Here is a 17,482-nt window from a genome sequence, read left to right as displayed (position 1 = left end):
TGATGAATGGATGAAACTTTATAAAATTGGACGCATTAAGACGAATACAGTCCGAGGATATGTAGACGGCTTTGAAAGAGCAACCGACTTTATTGGATCTGTAAGGCTGGATTGTCTTACTCCAGCTCATATTCATAATATGGTTGAAAGGTTGCAGGAAGATGGCTACGCGCCATCTTCTGTGACCCATACTTTGAGTATTGTAAAACAGTTATTACAGAGCGCAGTAGATAACAGATTGATTCCAATGAACCCTGGAATCGGTATTTCTATCTCGCAGCATGAAGCTATAACGTTTGATCCAATTACGGAAGATGAGTCAAAGGTTTTATCAAAAGAGGAAGTTGATGCATTTCTTAATGGTGCTAAAAATACAAGATATTATGAGTTATTTTATATCCTGTTAAATACGGGGCTACGCATAGGAGAAATTTCAGCACTTTTGTGGTCTGATATTGATTTTGAAAAGCATCGTATTCGTGTCTATAAAACTTTAAATGAGACGACGGTATTTTATGATGATAGTAAGAACCGCCTGGAGGAAACATACTCAAAGAAACAGATTACTACGCCGAAAAAGAAAGCTAGTTATCGTTATGTGCCTATGACAGAAGGCGTAGAAGCTGCTTTTCGCTCCTGGGAACAAAAACAACTTGTAGATAAAGAGAAATATGGAACGGAATGGGGGAAGAATAATTCCTTTATAGAAAAATATCCTGATCTTATTTTTATCACAAAACCAGGAGGAGCATACCTTCCACAATATGCTTCGGCAGAATGTTCACGGATATTGAAAATTATTGAAAAAAAAGAGACAGAATTAGCCAAACGAGAAAATCGGGAACCACATTTGTTTAGTGTACATCCGCATAAGTTTCGGCATACTTTTGTCACGAGAATGAATCAATCTGGTATGTCACCATTTACCGTTCGCAAGATTGTAGGTCACGCGCATGTTAACATGACGGAATATTATACACACTTGGAACAGGAGTATATTTCAGATGAATTTAATAAATTCTCGGAGAAATATGAAGAGGAAAAAGTTCCGGCTATACCAGAAAAATAACAAAGGAAAATTATGGAAAATAACACTGATAATACAAAAAATACCAAAAGGTGGTCAAAAGGTGGTCAAAACAGTTTGGAAGATGCCACAAACCCGCATAAAATAAGGGCTTCCGCAGATACTATTAAGATGTCACCCATACTTGACAGGTATTTTGTATAATTGATGGAAAAGATTAAAAACACTTGATTTTGCGGTATTTTTTGATTACTCGGAGACTTTTAAGAGTGGCACAAAATAGTAGTAAATTGCATGGTATATTCTCAAAAACAGTGTAGTGTCCAGTGCAGTAAAACAACCTAGAAAAAATTTTTTAACACCAGATCTTGAGTACAGTTTGGTTATAAGAACATGAGAAGTGGGCCGGATTTTACATTTATTTATGTAAAGTTCGGTCCTTTTTGGACACTAAAATAGAAAAATATTATTGTTACAGTTGCAACTTTAGAGTATAATAACAATATAGTCGAAGAACAGATTTGATATACTGTAGAAAGGGAGAATACCGTTGAACACAGAGATTAAAAATTCAATTCTTACGACAGATAAAGACGCACAATATGATGAAAGTGCGAAAAGGTTACTTGGTCAGAAAAGCATCCTGGACAAGCTATAACGATATTAAATGCGTTTATTCTATTTGTGTTTGTATGAATATGACTGAAAATAGTCTGGAACATATTCATCTAGTAAAAGAAAGCATTGTGAATTTACATGCCTGGAAGGGAAAACTTGATTTGATCAATATTGTAATGATTGGTCTATCGGAAGATATTCCTATTCATGAAGAAAAATATGAGTTACATAAATTACTGGGAGCTCTGTTGTCTCAGATCTATCTGTAGATGAAAAACTGGATATTATAGAAAATGAATATAAGATTCCGATTGAAAAAGATTTCAGAGAGGATGTGAGTGCCATATGTAATTTGAGTCAGAAAATTAAAGAAGCTGGAATTGAAATTGGTAAACGAGAAATGATTATGAAAATGTGCGATAAAGGCTATACAATCGCTCAGATTGCTGATGTTGCAGGAATGGATGAAAAACAGATTGAAGATACTATAAAAATGCTGAATTGCTATCAGTATAAAAGATTAAACATGATCTAAGCAAACAAATTATATTTTACAGAGTAGGAGCCTGGCGGGATGTTACAGTGAGCATCTCGCCACTTTATTTATTTGACATGGTTTGGCGAAATATCAGAAAATTCTGCGAGTAGAAGAAAATTAGTTAGAATTTATTACAAAATAATAGTGGGGAGTGAATAAAGAACACATATGAAGTTTAACATTGTAAGTAGAAATTGTGTGATGACCAATTCAGAAATCGTTTATTTGACAAATGATAATTGGAATGATTATTTTGAATATCGAACTATGTACCAAATGTATTATAAAAATCAACATATTGGTGGAGTACGAATTGGTAGAATTGGACAAACAGAAGATCGCCCAGATATTCCAGACGAATTTGAAACATTACCTACAGATTATTTTTCACTTGGTGTAAGTTTGGAATATTATAAAAATCTTAAAAGAGAAGGAATTCCACGTGTAGAAATTCTAATAGCATTGCATGATATAGCGTATGATTTGAAGTTATTGGAGACTGTTCGCGAGGAACGCGTTACTCAGCGTTCTCTTATGAGAGACTTTTCATATTATGCAGTCAAAGAACAGTTTCATAGAATTGCGGATGGTGGCGCTGTCCTGACAGATTATGATTTTAAATACATTTTGCCTGATAAAGACATTACTACTGGCGAAAATTTAGAGCTAGATTTTTATGTGGAGGGAGAGAATAATACCCCACCAAGTAATATTTATGTCCTTATAGGAAAAAATGGAATAGGGAAAACTACAATTATAAAAAAAATGCTTAAAACTTTATTATGTAATAATGATTTGCATACATATGGAGAATTCATTACTGGCTGGGGAGGAAACTTTTCAAATATTGTTAATATTTCTTTTAGTATGTTTGATGATCCCATTACTGAAGTTGATGTCTTTGACAAAATGATATTTTATAAGTATATTGGATTGATAGATGTACGTTATGAAAATGATATTCGGAAGCGAAATGTAAAATATGATCAATTGCCAGATATGTTTTTTGAAAGCTACTGGAATGTGATTAAAAGCATTACCAAAAATGAATTATGGAAACGCTCTGTTAAAATCCTAGAAACAGATTCGACGTTTAAAGAATTAGATATAGGATCTTGGATATCTCAAGAAAAAAGTAAGTTAGAGAAAATGATACTTGCAACAGAAAAGTCAATAGAAGAAAAAAATAATATTGAAAAGAATTTCTTTCGCGAAATTATTAATAATCAGTTTTCAAAGTTGAGTTCAGGACATAAAATTATTTTGTTAACGGTTGTAAATTTGGTTAATTTTGTAGAAGAAAAAACACTTGTAATCATGGATGAACCAGAAGAGCATTTACATCCACCGCTTGTATCAGCTTTTATTCGGGCATTATCAGAGTTAATGAGTTACAGAAATGGAGTTGCTATTATTGCAACCCATTCTCCTGTTATTGTGCAGGAAGTGCCTAGAAGATGCGTATGGAAAATTAGGGGACATGGGAAGTATCGAAAATTTGAACATCCAGAAATTGAAACTTTTGGAGAAAATCTGGGGGAAATAACTACAGAGATTTTTGGCTATGATGTTGGAAGCACTGGATTTCATACAATTCTAAAGAATGTTGCTGATAGGAAAAACTCATATGAAAAAGCTCTCAACGAGTTTCAAGGAGAACTTGGAAAAGAAGCCAAATCAATACTTCGAGCGTATATGTATGATAAGGAAAACACTTAATGAAAAAGTTAGAAAAGCCACAGTTTGATATGGAAACGATTATAGATAATTGTTTGGTTCATATGCAAAATCCTCGAAAAAAGAGAATCACATTAGTTAAGGAAAAAATAAAGAAAAAAACAGAAGAATATGATGAATTAGCTCAGCATGGACAATTGCATATAATACCGAGCATGACACAATTGACAATATTGCAACTAAAGAAGATATGGAAGCTCTATATACGCAAAGATTTGTTCCGAAAAATCAACCGAATAGAGCATTTTATGATAAAATCTTAGCTTTGGCACCCTATGGAAAATGTCCTTATTGTCAACAAAATTTAGTAAAAACAGTGGATCATTTTTTGCCAAAATCAAAGTATGTTGCTTACACTGTTACACCTTATAATCTTATTCCAGCTTGTTCAGATTGTAATACTGGAAAGTTAGATTCAACATTTCATAATCGTGTAGAAGAGCCATTTCATCCATATTATGATAATTTTGATGACTGTGTGTGGCTGAAGGCAAAACTTATAGAAATGGAACCGGTTTCATTTCAATTTATGCAGATCCACCAATTGATATATCTGAAGAGAAAAGACAGCGAATATGTCATTCGTTTTCTGAACAAGGATTTTGCTTGAATAATATATATAAATTGCATGCAGCAGAAGAGTATTGCAGTCGGGAAACAAGATTAAAAGAATGTTTTCAAAAAGGAAAAAAGGAACTAGCTGTTGAAGTTTTACAAGATTTGATTAAAGATGAAAAATCCATTTCACTTAATTCATGGAAACTGCGTTATATCAATCAATTATTGATAGCGAGTGGTACTGGAATGAATATTTGCCAGAAATATGTAAAGGAAAGGACTAATTTCAGCTATTTGTAAGGGAAGAAATAAAATTCAGATGAGGAAAGATAAAATGGAAAATTTTGAGATACTGCCAACAGAGGAAAATTTAATAAAAACATTGGAAGCGGATCTGCTGGGGCGAAATCAGCAATTATCATATTTTTATAATCTGCTGCTTGCGCAGAAGGGAGCAAGTACTATTGCGGTAGATGGAAAATGGGGAAGCGGAAAAACATTTTTTATAAAACAATCTACGATGGTGATTAATGCAAAAAACCCTGTAAGTATAATTGAAAAAGAAAAAAGAGAGAAGATACTATCAAAATTATTCTTGACTGAAAGTGATAATTATAATGATTGTAATCTTGCTATATATTATGATGCATGGGAAAATGATAATGATACAGATCCTATTGTGTCACTTGTATATGAAATCGCGAAGCAGTTGGGGATGACCTATACATTTGATCCTGATACAGATTTTTTCAAATTGGGCGGTGCAGTTTTAGATGTTTTTAGTGGAAAAAATCTTAAGGGAATTATAGAAAATTTGAAGAGCGATAATCCACTCTCAAAATTCAAAGAACAAAAGGCGTTAGAAGAAAAATTGAAAGATTTTTTTTCAGAAGCATTGAATGAGCGTGGAAATCGATTAGTAGTTTTTATTGATGAATTGGATAGATGTAAACCCAGTTTTACAGTTCGATTATTAGAACAAATAAAACATTACATGCACGATGAGAGAATTACATACGTATTATCAATTAACACAGAGGAATTGCAGCATACAATAAAAAATTATTATGGAGATTCATTTGATGCGTGTAGATATTTAGATCGATTCTTTTATTTAAGAATTAACTTGCCTCCGGTTGACAAAAAGAAATTTTACATGAATATAGAGTTAAATGGAAGGTACTATTTAGAAATAATTTCTAGACGTATTATTGATGTTTATAATATGCAATTAAGAGAAATAACTCGTTTTTATCGGCAGGTACGAACTGCGGCCTATGTTCCTACACATGATGATGAAAAATGGAATTGTATATTTCCAGATGGAGAAGCTAGACAATTTATGTTATCTTGTATAGTTCCAATTATTATAGGATTGAAAATGGTAGATATATCAATGTATGAACAGTTTATTTCTGGAAAAAGTGGAAAACCTATGGTTGATATATTAAACACTAAAGAATTTAGTACTGGACTACTTTGTCGTTTCTTAAAAGAGGATGAATCTTTTTCTCAAATAGAAAAAAAGAAATTGATTACACCTGAAGAAAAAATTCTTGAGATTTATAATGCTATATTTGTAAATAAATATTCTGGCAATGATTACCAAAAAACAATAGGTAAATGTGAATTTGATGCTGATTCAAGAAAATTTGTTCTGGTGGCAGCAAGTATGTTATCTCAATATGCGAATTACGAAATATAAAGGTATAAGTATCAGATAAATTATGTGTAGACCAGAGGGGCTAATCAATTAATGATTAGCCTCCTGCTCGGTGTCGATTTATTGGTTACTTTTCAGCTAGGTTATAAGCTTCCAGGGACCAAGGAGAATTCAACTCATTCAATCAATTCCAAAAAGAATTCACTTTCCGTTCCGCAATGTCTTTGGAAACGTTGCATTTTTTTGCAACATAGGAAACTGTGTCTGCGAAAGAACGGCCAAGTTCCTGTGAAAGTTCGACGATGCCTTTTACCTCTGAGGTAAATTTTTCACTTGTAACATAATCACGTAAAACTTCTTCCTGACTATATAAGGTTACCATAATATCAATGACCTCCTTTTCGTGATTTTCAAGATATTCTTTTAAAATATTTTTATCCTTACAAATACGAATAGTTTCTGTAATAGCTGTTTGCGTATTATTTTTATACAGGTTTCTTTGTTCATCAATGACCTTGGTAAATAAAACGTATTGGGTAATAATATCGTTGTTTTTACCGGTTATTAGAACCTTTACCTTTGCATCAATTGCAATTGGTTTTCCAGCAAAAAATTCTTCAGAAAGAGAAATTTCGGTTTTGCTAATTGTTTTGGAACCAGTATATAGAACATATAATTCTGGTTCTGGAAATTCCAATTTCGTCGAAGCGTAAACGCTTTGTTTGGAAGAAATAAAATAATCTTTCCAGGTCTGAGCCAGATACATAATACATCTGACAATAATATTTTCTGTCCAGGTTGACTGTGCTTCTACGAGAATCATTAAGCGGGAACCAACTTTAAATCCAAGATCATTATATGGGTTATTGGCCATTACCTGTTGGAGAGTGACATATTCCAGATCTGATTCCAAGACGGTAGTATCTTCAGGATGCAAAGCCTGGTAAAGTTGCAGCAGATATTCCTTATTTGAAAATAAATCTTCAAAAACACTGGCTTTTACAGTTTGTTTCATATAGTGATCAGATTCCTCATTTGTATGATTTTGAGTATTGGCTGAAAAGTTTATTTCGGCACCTTCTTTCAAGTTAAGTAACTGGATCTTTTTCAAAGTTATATTTTCTAATATTATATTATCATAATGGAAGCGGATTTACAATAAAGCTTAAACTCTAATTATGTCAAAAAATATCGGTCAGTTACTGCTCAGAAGTTAGCTGGACTTGAGAAAAACGAAGGTGCAGACTAATAATTGTCAAAGCCATCAGTTTTCTTATCTGAATATCCCGGACACTCTGTCCAATTATTCGCTGGTTCTTCCAGCCGCATCAAAACAAACATGCTCATGCATTGACAGAGATAATCGATACTTTCGAAACTCCTGAATGTTACAGCCTGCGCCTGTTTCCGCTTATAGCTTCTTAGACGCCTTTCGGCTTCATTATTAGTGGCAGGTACACGGGAATCATGCAGGAACATCAGATTGTTCTGCATATATTTCTCCATTCTCAGAAATAAGTTATACCCATCCCTGTAATACTTGTTTGCTGGAACGTTTCCATATTCCGTTCTGACTGTTTCCAGTACCTCCCGGTACCTTTTTTCTAATTCAGAGATCTTTACCGGCTCTGGTTCCAGAAATGGCTGGCATCCGTTGCAGAAATGAATCATATCCTGTAACAGCGAACGCATCTCTTTGTTCCAAGTGCGGTCAAGCTCATTATCTATACTGTCCTTTAGGTAACGCAGCACATGGGCAAGACATTCCTGGTGATCCGCTCCATAATTATAAACGGTAATATCATGGCCATGGACAAATTCCTTCTTTTGAGAGGTTTTAAATACATAGCTTTAGTTCTTTTGCTAAAGGAATTTTCCAGCTGCCATTACTATCTAATTGAATATAAACAATGCCAGAAATATCATTTGGTAATTCAATATCACCTTTGACTAATGCACACACATTATTTCTACCTAATTTACCAATTAAGTAACCATGTTCAAATACAACATTTTGTCTTGCCCTGGCCTTTTTTTCTTTCTTCTTCCCTTTTACATATCCCAAGTCGCAAGGGGTATATAAAACAATTCCAAATTCTACATCTGAGTATTTTTCAATTTTCTCTATAACTGTCATTCCACTGTTTACTTGTTCGTGCAAAATTATAGGCTCAAGTCCAATTTTTTCTATGAAGCGGGCAACTTCAAGCTTTACTTCATTATCGTGCCCATGAACAATAAAAATTTTTTTCTTTTTACTTGGAACAACAATATTATTAGAAACATTATCAGGAATACAAATTGTGCCATTATTGGTGCTACTAGATTCAATAATCAAGTTTTGAACGTTTATCGTTTTTTCATTTATAAACGTTTCAGGGGGGATTTCAATGCCAATTGATATGGTGTTCTGAATAGTTATGTTATTATCCATTTTCGTGTCCTTTCTGGGACGCATACACAGCGGTCGTTATGATTGGACACCCATTGGCTTAGATTTTTAGTCTGGATAAGAAAAAAACACACAGACAAGGGGTGTCTACACAATCCGCTCATCAGACTTGCTGTTATCATGTAATTTACTGTCTAAGTGCTGAATTGTTATAAACTTCCACTGTCGTATGCATCCGACTTTGAGATATTATTAGTCTTCAAGGCAGGGCATGTTATAATGCATCTTTTAGAGAGTGTGTGGCATTGTGATATCTCATGTCCTTGTTCCCTTGAGGCAAGCTTATAATAATTCAAAATTATGTGCCTTAACAGGACATGGCATGGTAATTAAATTTTCATTCTTTACCTGCTTTTTTCGGGTATTTCATCGCTTAACAAGCTCCAAAATAATAAAAAACAGACATACCGTGAAGTAGTTATCTGTTTACCTAGACACGGCATGTCCGATTTTTCAAAAATATTTTCAGTTTTTCTTAATATGATTTTGCTTTTGGGGTGATTTCTTTCTCTTTGTTAAGCTTGTGCATAGTATGGTTACTTATATATTTTCAGTTTAAATCACAGTACCTCAAGATATCGTAAGGATACAGAAAGTGAATATTTGTCTCTTGGAAGATAATACCATGAATGGCACAACCACTGACTATAGGTAATTACTTACGCAGTTTTTAGCCCAACAGTTTTTCTAAAAACATTCATCATTGATTTCAGCATTTCTGTGTCCATTCCAGCTAAACTGCTTACATAAGAAATAGTCTCTGCTGGCATCAAATCTTCCAACGTACATTTGTAAACCTTACAGAAGCTAATAAGCTGTGTTAATGAACACATGACTTCTCCATTTTCATAACGCCGAATTTTTCTTGGATCGCAGTCAAAGATTTCAGCGACATCTTCTTGGGTTAGCGGGGTGTTAGCCCTCGCATTTTTTAGATTAGCACCGATTTCTTTTTTGAAATATGTACTATCATTCTGGGCGTTAAGTAGTTCACGGTATCTTTTCAGCTCATCATCCGATAACACTCACAACACCCCCGGACTCCAGACTGCTAAAAATAGCAGTAGAAGTCGGAGGAGTAGGAAGTGAAAGAAGCATCGAATCAGTTACACTGCCCGTATTACTTCTCCCTACATTTGTATTTCTGTTCAACCATGTAGCTCGTATCATCTCACTGACACGTTTTATTTTCAATTTTCTTAATTCACGCAGTTCTTTTCTGCGCTGCAGTAGTCTTTCGTATTCGTGGTAGAGTTCCTCTATGTTCAAATCATATTGAAAATAATCATAGAATAAACCAAATTGTGTTGAACGTTTTACTGTAACAGGCATACCGAATATAGTAGTATCAACAAAATCTGCCGTAACTACTATTGTTTTTTCGTAATCTGTCGTTGGAATGTAGGTAACAGAAATATTGCGCTCATTGTAATCTTGTAAAAAATTGCAGAAACATATACTGGTGAAAATACCAGAGAATAGTTTCGACATGTTTATTTTGGGCTCTTTTATATACCGACTAGCCCGTACATTTCCAGTAGCTAATATTGCAAAATTACGCAACTTTTTCTCATTCTTCTTTTCTTCTTCACGAATGATTGATTTGCTGATGGCATCAACAATCTTGGTCGAATCTAATTCTATTTGTATGCCATCCGGTTTTTTTATACTCACTGAAATAATAATCACCTCTTTTTTGAATATTCCGTTTATCCTCTACTTATAAACACCTCCTATTTTTGAATTTAAGGCCTTTAAAATTAGGTCATGCGAAGGAATAATTCGGTGTATTTATTATAACAGAAAATCTAAGCATACTAAAGAGGAAAGAGAATACACAATTTTATTTTAGGAAATATATCCATGGTTTAAAAATGGATTGCTGAAATAAGTTGGAAGATATATAATATTAGTAGAGTAAAAATTGTGAGATAACAGGAATTAGAAAATATGAAAAATCAACCGCTGAAACCATGGATAAAAGGAAATGAAAGTATAACACCAAATAATTTTTTTTCAAATGCATTGCCCAATTTAGAATATGGAGCTTGGATTTCTTTGGATATTGCAGTGGAATTGTATAAAGCGAATACTATAGATACGGGTTATTTAAAAAAGTCTTGGAATGAACATCATGAATATATAGAGCAAGTCTGTTTATTAACAGGTATCGATGAAGAAAACGGATATGATTTAGATAGGGAAGAAAAGTGGTGGGTGTTACAAGAAATAGGTGAACCTCCATTTGGCTGCTATAATATTTATTTTATTACTATTTATAATGAACATGAAGAAAAACTGGTATATATAGGAAAGACGGATTCTAAAAAAAGTCGATTTTCTAATGGTCATTTGGCAGCATTAAAATTACATAATCCCATTTATAATGGTTACAATAAGCGAGTATATTTTGGAACGGTTATGTTTCTAAGTGATGACAAGGAATATGTGCCACTTGAATTTATTTCGCCTTATAGTAGAGCTGAAAGGTATTTGAGCGAAATGGAAGCATATTTAATTGAAAGATTAAATCCGGAATTAAACAAAAAAAAGGAGCCATTGCATTTGTTAGAAAATCTGTCAAGTGTGCTGATTCAAAATTTTAGTGAAGAGAATGCGTTTATGAAGGATTTCTTTGTCTGATAGAATTGCTCTGAACATGAAAGGCTATTCACAAATAAGTTGCAAAGCAACTGAGTATGTACTGACTTCACCGAAGTTTACTTTGCAGTGCTTGAAATATTAGTAAAATCAAGGATATCTTATGCTGATATATAAAATGAGCATTGCGTAAATGGTATAGTTTATCGTATTTTTGCGCAAAATGAAAAATAAATCTATTCGGCAATGTTGATATAAGTTTAGCATTGGCTTTGTTGTGATTATATTTATATGGCGCAGTAAACTTTTGTGATAAAATTGAAATCTCAATAGTGTCTTATAATAATTTCTTTTTCTATTGAAAAAATCTTAAATAAATCCCAATTTTTTTTATTTTTTTACACATTTCGACAATTTTTTCCATTATTTATAATAGGAGAGTATAGTACCACTCTATAATTCAGAAACGGAGGAAGCGAAAATGTGGCATTTTTGGCTCTTTTTCTTGGCCTTGCTGGCAGTGGTTATTGTACTAATGTATTGCTGCCTTGTTAGAGCTGAAAAAATGGACGATGAGATGGATGAGGCATTTAGAAAACTAAATGAAAAAAGAAAGGATGAGACAAAGCTGTGGCAAGGGGAAGATCAGGAGTAATTTCAAAGGAGTATAAGGGGGAAGATAATACCGCATATCATGATGTAATAAAGTTATTTAAGATATACCGGGTGGTAAACTGGCAAATGCAAATTAAAATCAGCCAGGTAAAAAGAAGATTCCATATGGAGTATGGCACAGATGTGGATGAATTCTTAGACACCATTTATCAGGCTGGAATGGATGTGGAAAGAGATTTAGCATCCGAGAAAGAACGGGTAGAGGCAATCAGCCGATCAAACCAGTATCTACGTTTAATTGATGAAGCAGTCGATCTTATGCGAAGGTATCATCCGCAAGGCGAGCGATACTATTGGGTGCTCTATTACAGCTATCTATCCTCAACAAAACTGGAAAATGTAGAAGAAATATTAGATAAATTGGAGCCTCATTTTCCGCAATATACCAGAATCCATAGAACTACATACTTCCGTTGGAGAGAACAGGCTTTTGAAGCTGTTGGAAGCATATTATGGGGCTATGAAGGGGAAAGCGAGCGCATATTAAAACTGATATGCAAAGATTATGAAGAAAAATAACTATTTCAGAAATCCTATTGACACAGATTTTCCAAAATCACTATAGTGAAATTGCAGAGACGCATACAAGGCGTATAGTAATTTTACATTTGGTTTTGAAGGGAGAAAAAACAAATGATTATTTCAGTTGATACCGGTAATAAGCAGATGAAAACAGAAAACTGTGAATTCAATTCTGGAGTAGAAATTTTAGATACACTGCCAGGGGAATTGGAAGAAGTGATTGAGTATGAAGGAAAATATTATAGGACAACTAATAGAAGAATTTCGTATATGGAGCTTCCTGTATAATAAAAAACGTGGATGTTGAAAATTAAAAATACCTCAGAGTACAATAAGACTACTGACTGGCAGGTTAGTAAAAATCTTATTATACAGAGAGGTATTTACAATGAAGTCTAACACACAGAACGCAAAAATTGAAGCTATTACAGAAAAAACTTTGGTACTCGGAATTGATGTCGGAAGTGAAACGCACTATGCCAGAGCTTTTGATTACAGAGGAATCGAGTATTCGAAGAAGCCATTTAAGTTTAGCAACACAGAGGCTGGATTTGTGACATTTAAGGAATGGATCCTGGACCTCAAAGAAAGACATGAGAAGGATAAGGTGGTTCCAGGTATGGAACCGACCGGGCACTACTGGTTCAATCTTGGAAAGTTTCTACATGATAATGAAATGAAACCGGTTCTTGTAAATCCTCACCATGTGAAAAAATCAAAAGAACTCGACGACAATAATCCGACTAAAAATGACCGTAAGGATCCGAAAGTTATAGCAGGATTAGTTAGAGAGGGACGTTACATGATCCCATACCTGCCGGATGGTGTTTACGCTGATCTTAGAACAGCATCAAACATAAGATTCCAGTTACAGGCGGAACTTACAAGAATTCAAAACAGGATCAGTCGTTGGTTCAATATATATTTTCCTGAATATAAGACGGTATATGGAAAGCCGGATGCCAAGAGCGGAATACTCATCCTTAAAACAGCACCACTCCCTGAAGATATCCTGACGTTAGGTATCGATGGAGTGAACCAAATCTGGCGTGATGCGAAGTTAAGAGCAGTTGGAAAAGCGAGGGCAAAGACCCTGATAGAAGCTGCAGAGCACAGCGTTGGAAGCAAAGAAGGTGCGGTGTCTGCAAGAATGGAAATCCGAATGCTTCTGGAGGACTATGAATCCAGAAATACGCGTCTACAAGAAGTTATGGTTCTAATTGAAGAACTGGTAAGAAAGATTCCGATGGCTGAAAAGCTGTTAGAGATCAAAGGAGTGGGAATCAGGACAGTGTCAGGGTTCCTTGCAGAAGTAGGTGATATCAGCCGCTTCAATAATCCGAAGGAACTGCAGAAGCTTGCAGGATTGGCATTGGTTGAAAATAGTTCGGGAAAGCACAAAGGCGAGACAACAATAAGCAGACGAGGTCGAAAGAGACTCAGATATCTGCTCTTTGAGGTTGCAATGTCACTTGTGTCGAAGAACCAGGAGTTCAGGGAACTCCATAATTATTACACAACCAGAAGGCTGAATCCGTTGAAAAAAATGCAGTCACTTATGGCGATTGCAGCCAAGTTGATACGTGTCTTTTATGCGATGCTGACTAAAGGTGTGGATTATGATCCGAAAAAATGGTCAGTGACATCAAGAGACCGGCAGTTTATCTACAGGCTGCGTAAGAAAGACAAGTAACTATAGTGGAGGCTGTCATGTGGACAGCCACTGAATCAAGCAGAATGTAACAGATAACGTCCACTGCTCACAGTGCTGGTACAGGAAGCAAGTCAGTAATCAACAATACAAAGAATGAGCCAGTAGTCGGCAGAAATAGTCACCATGGGCACATGACCCCGTTAAGGAGCATAGCTGACACCCTGGTTATGGGCAGGCAGGACGAAGGGTACGCCCAGAAGGGCATACAGATTAATGAGTGGAAATCTTATCCAGTAAGGTGTAGCCGCACCACTGGTAGCGAGTTTTGGGGATACAGAGGTAACGATGTATTCTAAGTGTAAACAGTTAGGAAATAGGGCTGAAAGTGATTGAGCTCCGAAATCTACGTAACCCGTAGGTCGACGTTTTCTTTCGGGCGGAAGACAATACGTATGTTTCTGTTTGGGTTAGGAAGCATATGCTACGGCGGAGTCTGAGAGCCAGCCATGTTTTACAATGTCTGTATGTTACCTGGGGAGAACCTATACTTTCCTGTGTTAACAGGTATGACGTACGAATGAGAAAAGGAAATCAAATGGAGTATAGGTAGTCGGATGGCCGAATAGTACTAATGAAGGTGGGTAATGCCACTGGAGGGAAGTCGAGAACGGATAACATATATCCAGCCACACGACATCATATCAAAAGGGAAACATTATCTACACTCAGAGGTAGGACAAATAATGACAACAAAACTTGAGAGAATCTCAGAATTATCAAAACAACATCCAGAAATGAAATTTAATTCTATTGGGCATTTGATTAACATTGAGATGCTTAAAGAATGCCACTACAAAATGGATGGCAGAAAAGCGGTCGGGATTGATGGCATTTCAAAAGAAGAATATAACTCAAATCTTGATAACAATCTAAAACAGCTAGTGGAGAAGCTTAAGAATAAAAGTTATCGACCTAAACCAGCACGTAAAGTGGAAATACCAAAAGAGAATGGTAAAACCAGACCTCTTAGTATCTATTCATATGAAGATAAACTGGTTCAGGAAGCACTTAGGAAAGTTTTGGAATCGGTCTTTGAGCCCCATTTCTACAGCAATATGTGCGGCTTCAGACCAAACCGCAACTGCCATGGAGCTATAAGAAAACTAAATGACATGATTGAAGGACATAAGACGAATTATATACTGGATGCCGATATAAAAGGCTTCTTTGATAATTTGAATCATGACTGGATAATGAAATTTATTTCATCACGAATTACAGATAACAGTGTGCTCCGACTGGTAGAAAAGATGCTCAAAGCAGGTATTCTTAAGAATGGAGAATTTTATGTTAACGAATTCGGTGCCGGACAGGGAAGCGTATGTTCACCAATAATTGCGAACATATATATGCATTATGTTCTTGTATGGTGGTTTAATGAGAAAATAAGACCACTGCTAAAAGGATATGCAGACATAGTTGTCTATGCGGATGATTTTGTGTGCTGCTTTCAATATAAGAATGACGCAGAACTCTTTTATGAACATCTTAAGAGAAGGATGAATCACTTCGGACTGTCCTTAGAGGAATCAAAGACTCGATTAATTTATTTTGGTCGATTCGCTGCTGATAACCTTAAAAGACAGGGGAACAAACCAGAAACATTTGACTTCCTAGGATTCACTCATTATTGTTCCAAAAGCCGAAACGGTAATTTCAGAGTAAAACATAAAACTGCCAATAAGAAATATCGGAAGAAATGTAAACAGATGAATATCACTATACGCGACATGAGATTTGAAAAGAAGAAATATATTCTTGCAAAAGTAAATCAGATTTTAATCGGGTATTACCATTATTATGGAATAAGTGATAACTATCAAATGATGGATAACTTCCGTAAGAGAGTTATTCAGATTCTTTATTTTTGGATGAATAGGCGTAGTCAGAGGAAAAGTTATACATGGGATGGATTCAATCAGTTTTTGAAGGAGCATCCTATAGTAAGACCACGTATTTATGTGAGCCTATATGGATAATCTGAGGCATAAGTGTCGTGAAGAGCCGTATGCCTGAATTGGGCACGTACGGATCTGTGGGGGATATACCTAGTAATAGGTGTTTCTACCCGACAAGTTAGGACCTCTGGAGACAGAGATGATCCTGGTGGATATAGGAGGTTAGCTGCCATAGAGGGAAGGGTATACACAAGGCCAGTAAAGCGAAAATCAATGACGTTTTATTTCGTATACCATTCAACCGCTATTTCAGTACCTGATACATCGAAATGCTCATAGCTGTGGCTTATTCACTGAGATATGAAAGGTTGAAAAACCTTGAATTTTCAATAAAAAACACTTGATTATATGAGGAGTATAATTAGAATGAACAGACAATCCGATGGAACCAGTTTCCACATGGAGAACTTTAAGAGAAGATCTCGCTATACATTGGTTTTTGTTCTGTTGATCCTGGCGTTTGGCCTGATCACAGTTTTGAATATCAATACAGGAAATGTTCATATTTCCCTGTCTGAGATCGTAAATATCCTTTTGAAAAAAGCCACTGACACCAAGGAATACAGCATCATCTGGAAGATCCGTCTTCCCAGGATCCTGATGGCAGCCATCCTTGGAGGTGCATTATCTTTATCTGGTTTTCTTCTTCAGACCTTTTTTGAAAATCCCATTGCAGGACCTTTTGTTCTGGGAATTTCCTCCGGTGCCAAAATGGTAGTTGCACTTACTATGATCTACTATCTTGAAATCGCCCAGAATGTAACCTCTTATACTTTGATCATCGCTGCCTTTATAGGTTCCTTGATTTCCATTGGATTTATTCTTTTGAATTCCAAAAGGATCAAGCACATGGCTACCCTTCTGGTTGCCGGAATCATGATCGGATATATCTGTTCCGCAGTTACAGACTTCGTGGTAACCTTTGCAGATGACTCAAATATTGTAAATCTTCATGGATGGTCACAGGGAAGCTTCTCTGGTATGAGCTGGAGTAATGTTTACATTTCCTGTGCAGTTATAGGTGTCACCCTGCTCCTTACGTTCCTGTTGTCAAAGCCCATTGGAGCTTATCAGCTGGGAGAAGCTTATGCGCAGAGCATGGGTGTGAATATTAAGTTTTTCCGTGTTGCATTAATCCTGCTTTCCAGCATTTTGTCTGCAACAGTAACTGCTTTTGCAGGACCTATTTCCTTTGTTGGAATTGCAGTTCCATTTCTAATGAAAAGAAGCTTTGGTACATCCAGACCGCTGATCATCATTCCGGGAACCTTCCTGGGAGGTGCTGTTTTCTGTATGATGTGTGACCTGATCGCCAGAATGGCGTTCGCGCCTCTGGAGCTGAACATCAGCACCGTTACCTCCATCTTTGGAGCACCAGTAGTTATATTCATGATGTTGCGAAAGAAGAGAGGAAATTAA

At 35.5% G+C, this 17,482-nt stretch carries 17 protein-coding genes and 1 pseudogene; 13 read left to right on the top strand and 5 right to left on the bottom strand.

Annotation, left to right across the window (positions count from 1 at the left end; all coding sequences use genetic code 11):
• The 6 genes from DW904_RS10710 to DW904_RS10685 form a co-directional block, all read left to right on the top strand.
• Positions 1-1,069 (top strand): site-specific integrase (locus DW904_RS10710; RefSeq protein ID WP_147422312.1); only part of this gene is annotated, 1,069 nt, incomplete at its 5' end.
• 928 nt (positions 1,070-1,997) lie between these two features.
• The gene (locus DW904_RS23890; protein WP_226815537.1) at positions 1,998-2,180 is read left to right on the top strand and encodes a helix-turn-helix domain-containing protein; all 183 of its coding nucleotides are present in this window, start codon (positions 1,998-2,000) and stop codon (positions 2,178-2,180) included.
• A gap of 204 nt (positions 2,181-2,384) precedes the next feature.
• A complete protein-coding gene (locus DW904_RS10700) occupies positions 2,385-3,902 on the top strand; it encodes an AAA family ATPase (RefSeq protein WP_173717316.1) in 1,518 nt (505 codons plus the stop codon).
• The gene (locus DW904_RS22875) at positions 3,902-4,183 is read left to right on the top strand and encodes a hypothetical protein (RefSeq protein ID WP_202187707.1); all 282 of its coding nucleotides are present in this window, start codon (positions 3,902-3,904) and stop codon (positions 4,181-4,183) included. The genes DW904_RS10700 and DW904_RS22875 overlap by 1 nt, the downstream gene beginning before the upstream one ends.
• A gap of 217 nt (positions 4,184-4,400) precedes the next feature.
• Complete coding sequence (locus DW904_RS10690) at positions 4,401-4,778, top strand: hypothetical protein (RefSeq protein WP_243110381.1); 378 nt, start codon at positions 4,401-4,403, stop codon at positions 4,776-4,778.
• A gap of 34 nt (positions 4,779-4,812) precedes the next feature.
• Positions 4,813-6,183: a P-loop NTPase fold protein gene (locus DW904_RS10685; RefSeq protein ID WP_118580310.1), complete on the top strand. Its 1,371-nt coding sequence runs from the start codon at positions 4,813-4,815 to the stop codon at positions 6,181-6,183.
• A gap of 142 nt (positions 6,184-6,325) precedes the next feature.
• Here the strand turns inward: DW904_RS10685 and DW904_RS10680 are convergent, their stop codons facing one another.
• The 5 genes from DW904_RS10680 to DW904_RS10660 all read right to left on the bottom strand — a co-directional run bounded on the left by DW904_RS10680 (position 6,326) and on the right by DW904_RS10660 (position 10,267).
• Positions 6,326-7,252: a hypothetical protein gene (locus tag DW904_RS10680; RefSeq protein ID WP_117854342.1), complete on the bottom strand. Its 927-nt coding sequence runs from the start codon at positions 7,250-7,252 to the stop codon at positions 6,326-6,328.
• A gap of 134 nt (positions 7,253-7,386) precedes the next feature.
• The gene (locus DW904_RS10675) at positions 7,387-7,893 is read right to left on the bottom strand and encodes a transposase (protein ID WP_237963662.1); all 507 of its coding nucleotides are present in this window, start codon (positions 7,891-7,893) and stop codon (positions 7,387-7,389) included.
• An 85-nt stretch (positions 7,894-7,978) separates the two neighbouring features.
• A complete protein-coding gene (locus DW904_RS10670) occupies positions 7,979-8,575 on the bottom strand; it encodes a nucleotide-binding protein (protein WP_226815536.1) in 597 nt (198 codons plus the stop codon).
• 677 nt (positions 8,576-9,252) lie between these two features.
• The gene (locus DW904_RS10665) at positions 9,253-9,618 is read right to left on the bottom strand and encodes a helix-turn-helix transcriptional regulator (RefSeq protein WP_117854344.1); all 366 of its coding nucleotides are present in this window, start codon (positions 9,616-9,618) and stop codon (positions 9,253-9,255) included.
• Positions 9,605-10,267: a hypothetical protein gene (locus tag DW904_RS10660; RefSeq protein ID WP_118580304.1), complete on the bottom strand. Its 663-nt coding sequence runs from the start codon at positions 10,265-10,267 to the stop codon at positions 9,605-9,607. Before DW904_RS10660 ends, DW904_RS10665 begins: the two co-directional genes overlap by 14 nt.
• 276 nt (positions 10,268-10,543) lie before the next feature.
• Between DW904_RS10660 and DW904_RS10655 the strand changes: the two genes are divergently transcribed.
• From DW904_RS10655 to DW904_RS10635, 7 genes and pseudogenes are all read left to right on the top strand, one after another.
• On the top strand, positions 10,544-11,236 hold the full coding sequence (locus tag DW904_RS10655; protein WP_117854346.1) for a hypothetical protein: 693 nt from the start codon (positions 10,544-10,546) through the stop codon (positions 11,234-11,236).
• 439 nt (positions 11,237-11,675) lie between these two features.
• Positions 11,676-11,849, top strand: a complete 174-nt coding sequence (locus tag DW904_RS22870; protein WP_173736148.1) for a hypothetical protein — start codon at positions 11,676-11,678, stop codon at positions 11,847-11,849.
• An 86-nt stretch (positions 11,850-11,935) separates the two neighbouring features.
• Complete coding sequence (locus tag DW904_RS10650) at positions 11,936-12,388, top strand: hypothetical protein (RefSeq protein ID WP_233456117.1); 453 nt, start codon at positions 11,936-11,938, stop codon at positions 12,386-12,388.
• 114 nt (positions 12,389-12,502) lie between these two features.
• A complete protein-coding gene (locus DW904_RS22865; RefSeq protein ID WP_173736147.1) occupies positions 12,503-12,679 on the top strand; it encodes a hypothetical protein in 177 nt (58 codons plus the stop codon).
• A gap of 100 nt (positions 12,680-12,779) precedes the next feature.
• Positions 12,780-14,071: pseudogene (locus DW904_RS10645) on the top strand (IS110 family transposase).
• Between the two features lie 717 nt (positions 14,072-14,788).
• The gene (ltrA, locus tag DW904_RS10640; protein WP_118580340.1) at positions 14,789-16,084 is read left to right on the top strand and encodes a group II intron reverse transcriptase/maturase; all 1,296 of its coding nucleotides are present in this window, start codon (positions 14,789-14,791) and stop codon (positions 16,082-16,084) included.
• Positions 16,085-16,429: 345 nt separating this feature from the next.
• Positions 16,430-17,482 (top strand): iron ABC transporter permease, encoded by a 1,053-nt coding sequence (locus DW904_RS10635; protein WP_118580301.1) that lies wholly within the window; start codon positions 16,430-16,432, stop codon positions 17,480-17,482.

The sequence above is a fragment of the Ruminococcus sp. AM42-11 genome, from assembly GCF_003480145.1.
Taxonomy (GTDB): domain Bacteria; phylum Bacillota; class Clostridia; order Lachnospirales; family Lachnospiraceae; genus Blautia_A; species Blautia_A faecis.
The sequence above is the reverse complement of the archived record's forward strand: the minus strand, read 5'-3'. Positions and strand labels throughout refer to the sequence as shown.

Excerpts from the sequence above, each read along its gene's own strand:
- ltrA (WP_118580340.1), top strand. The coding sequence starts at position 14,789 with ATGACAACAAAACTTGAGAGAATCTCAGAATTATCAAAACAACATCCA.
- DW904_RS10700 (WP_173717316.1), top strand. The coding sequence starts at position 2,385 with ATGACCAATTCAGAAATCGTTTATTTGACAAATGATAATTGGAATGAT.
- DW904_RS10655 (WP_117854346.1), top strand. The coding sequence starts at position 10,544 with ATGAAAAATCAACCGCTGAAACCATGGATAAAAGGAAATGAAAGTATA.
- DW904_RS10685 (WP_118580310.1), top strand. The coding sequence starts at position 4,813 with ATGGAAAATTTTGAGATACTGCCAACAGAGGAAAATTTAATAAAAACA.
- DW904_RS10650 (WP_233456117.1), top strand. The coding sequence starts at position 11,936 with ATGCAAATTAAAATCAGCCAGGTAAAAAGAAGATTCCATATGGAGTAT.
- DW904_RS22870 (WP_173736148.1), top strand. The coding sequence starts at position 11,676 with ATGTGGCATTTTTGGCTCTTTTTCTTGGCCTTGCTGGCAGTGGTTATT.
- DW904_RS22875 (WP_202187707.1), top strand. The coding sequence starts at position 3,902 with ATGAAAAAGTTAGAAAAGCCACAGTTTGATATGGAAACGATTATAGAT.
- DW904_RS10635 (WP_118580301.1), top strand. The coding sequence starts at position 16,430 with ATGAACAGACAATCCGATGGAACCAGTTTCCACATGGAGAACTTTAAG.
- DW904_RS10670 (WP_226815536.1), bottom strand. The coding sequence starts at position 8,575 with ATGGATAATAACATAACTATTCAGAACACCATATCAATTGGCATTGAA.
- DW904_RS22865 (WP_173736147.1), top strand. The coding sequence starts at position 12,503 with ATGATTATTTCAGTTGATACCGGTAATAAGCAGATGAAAACAGAAAAC.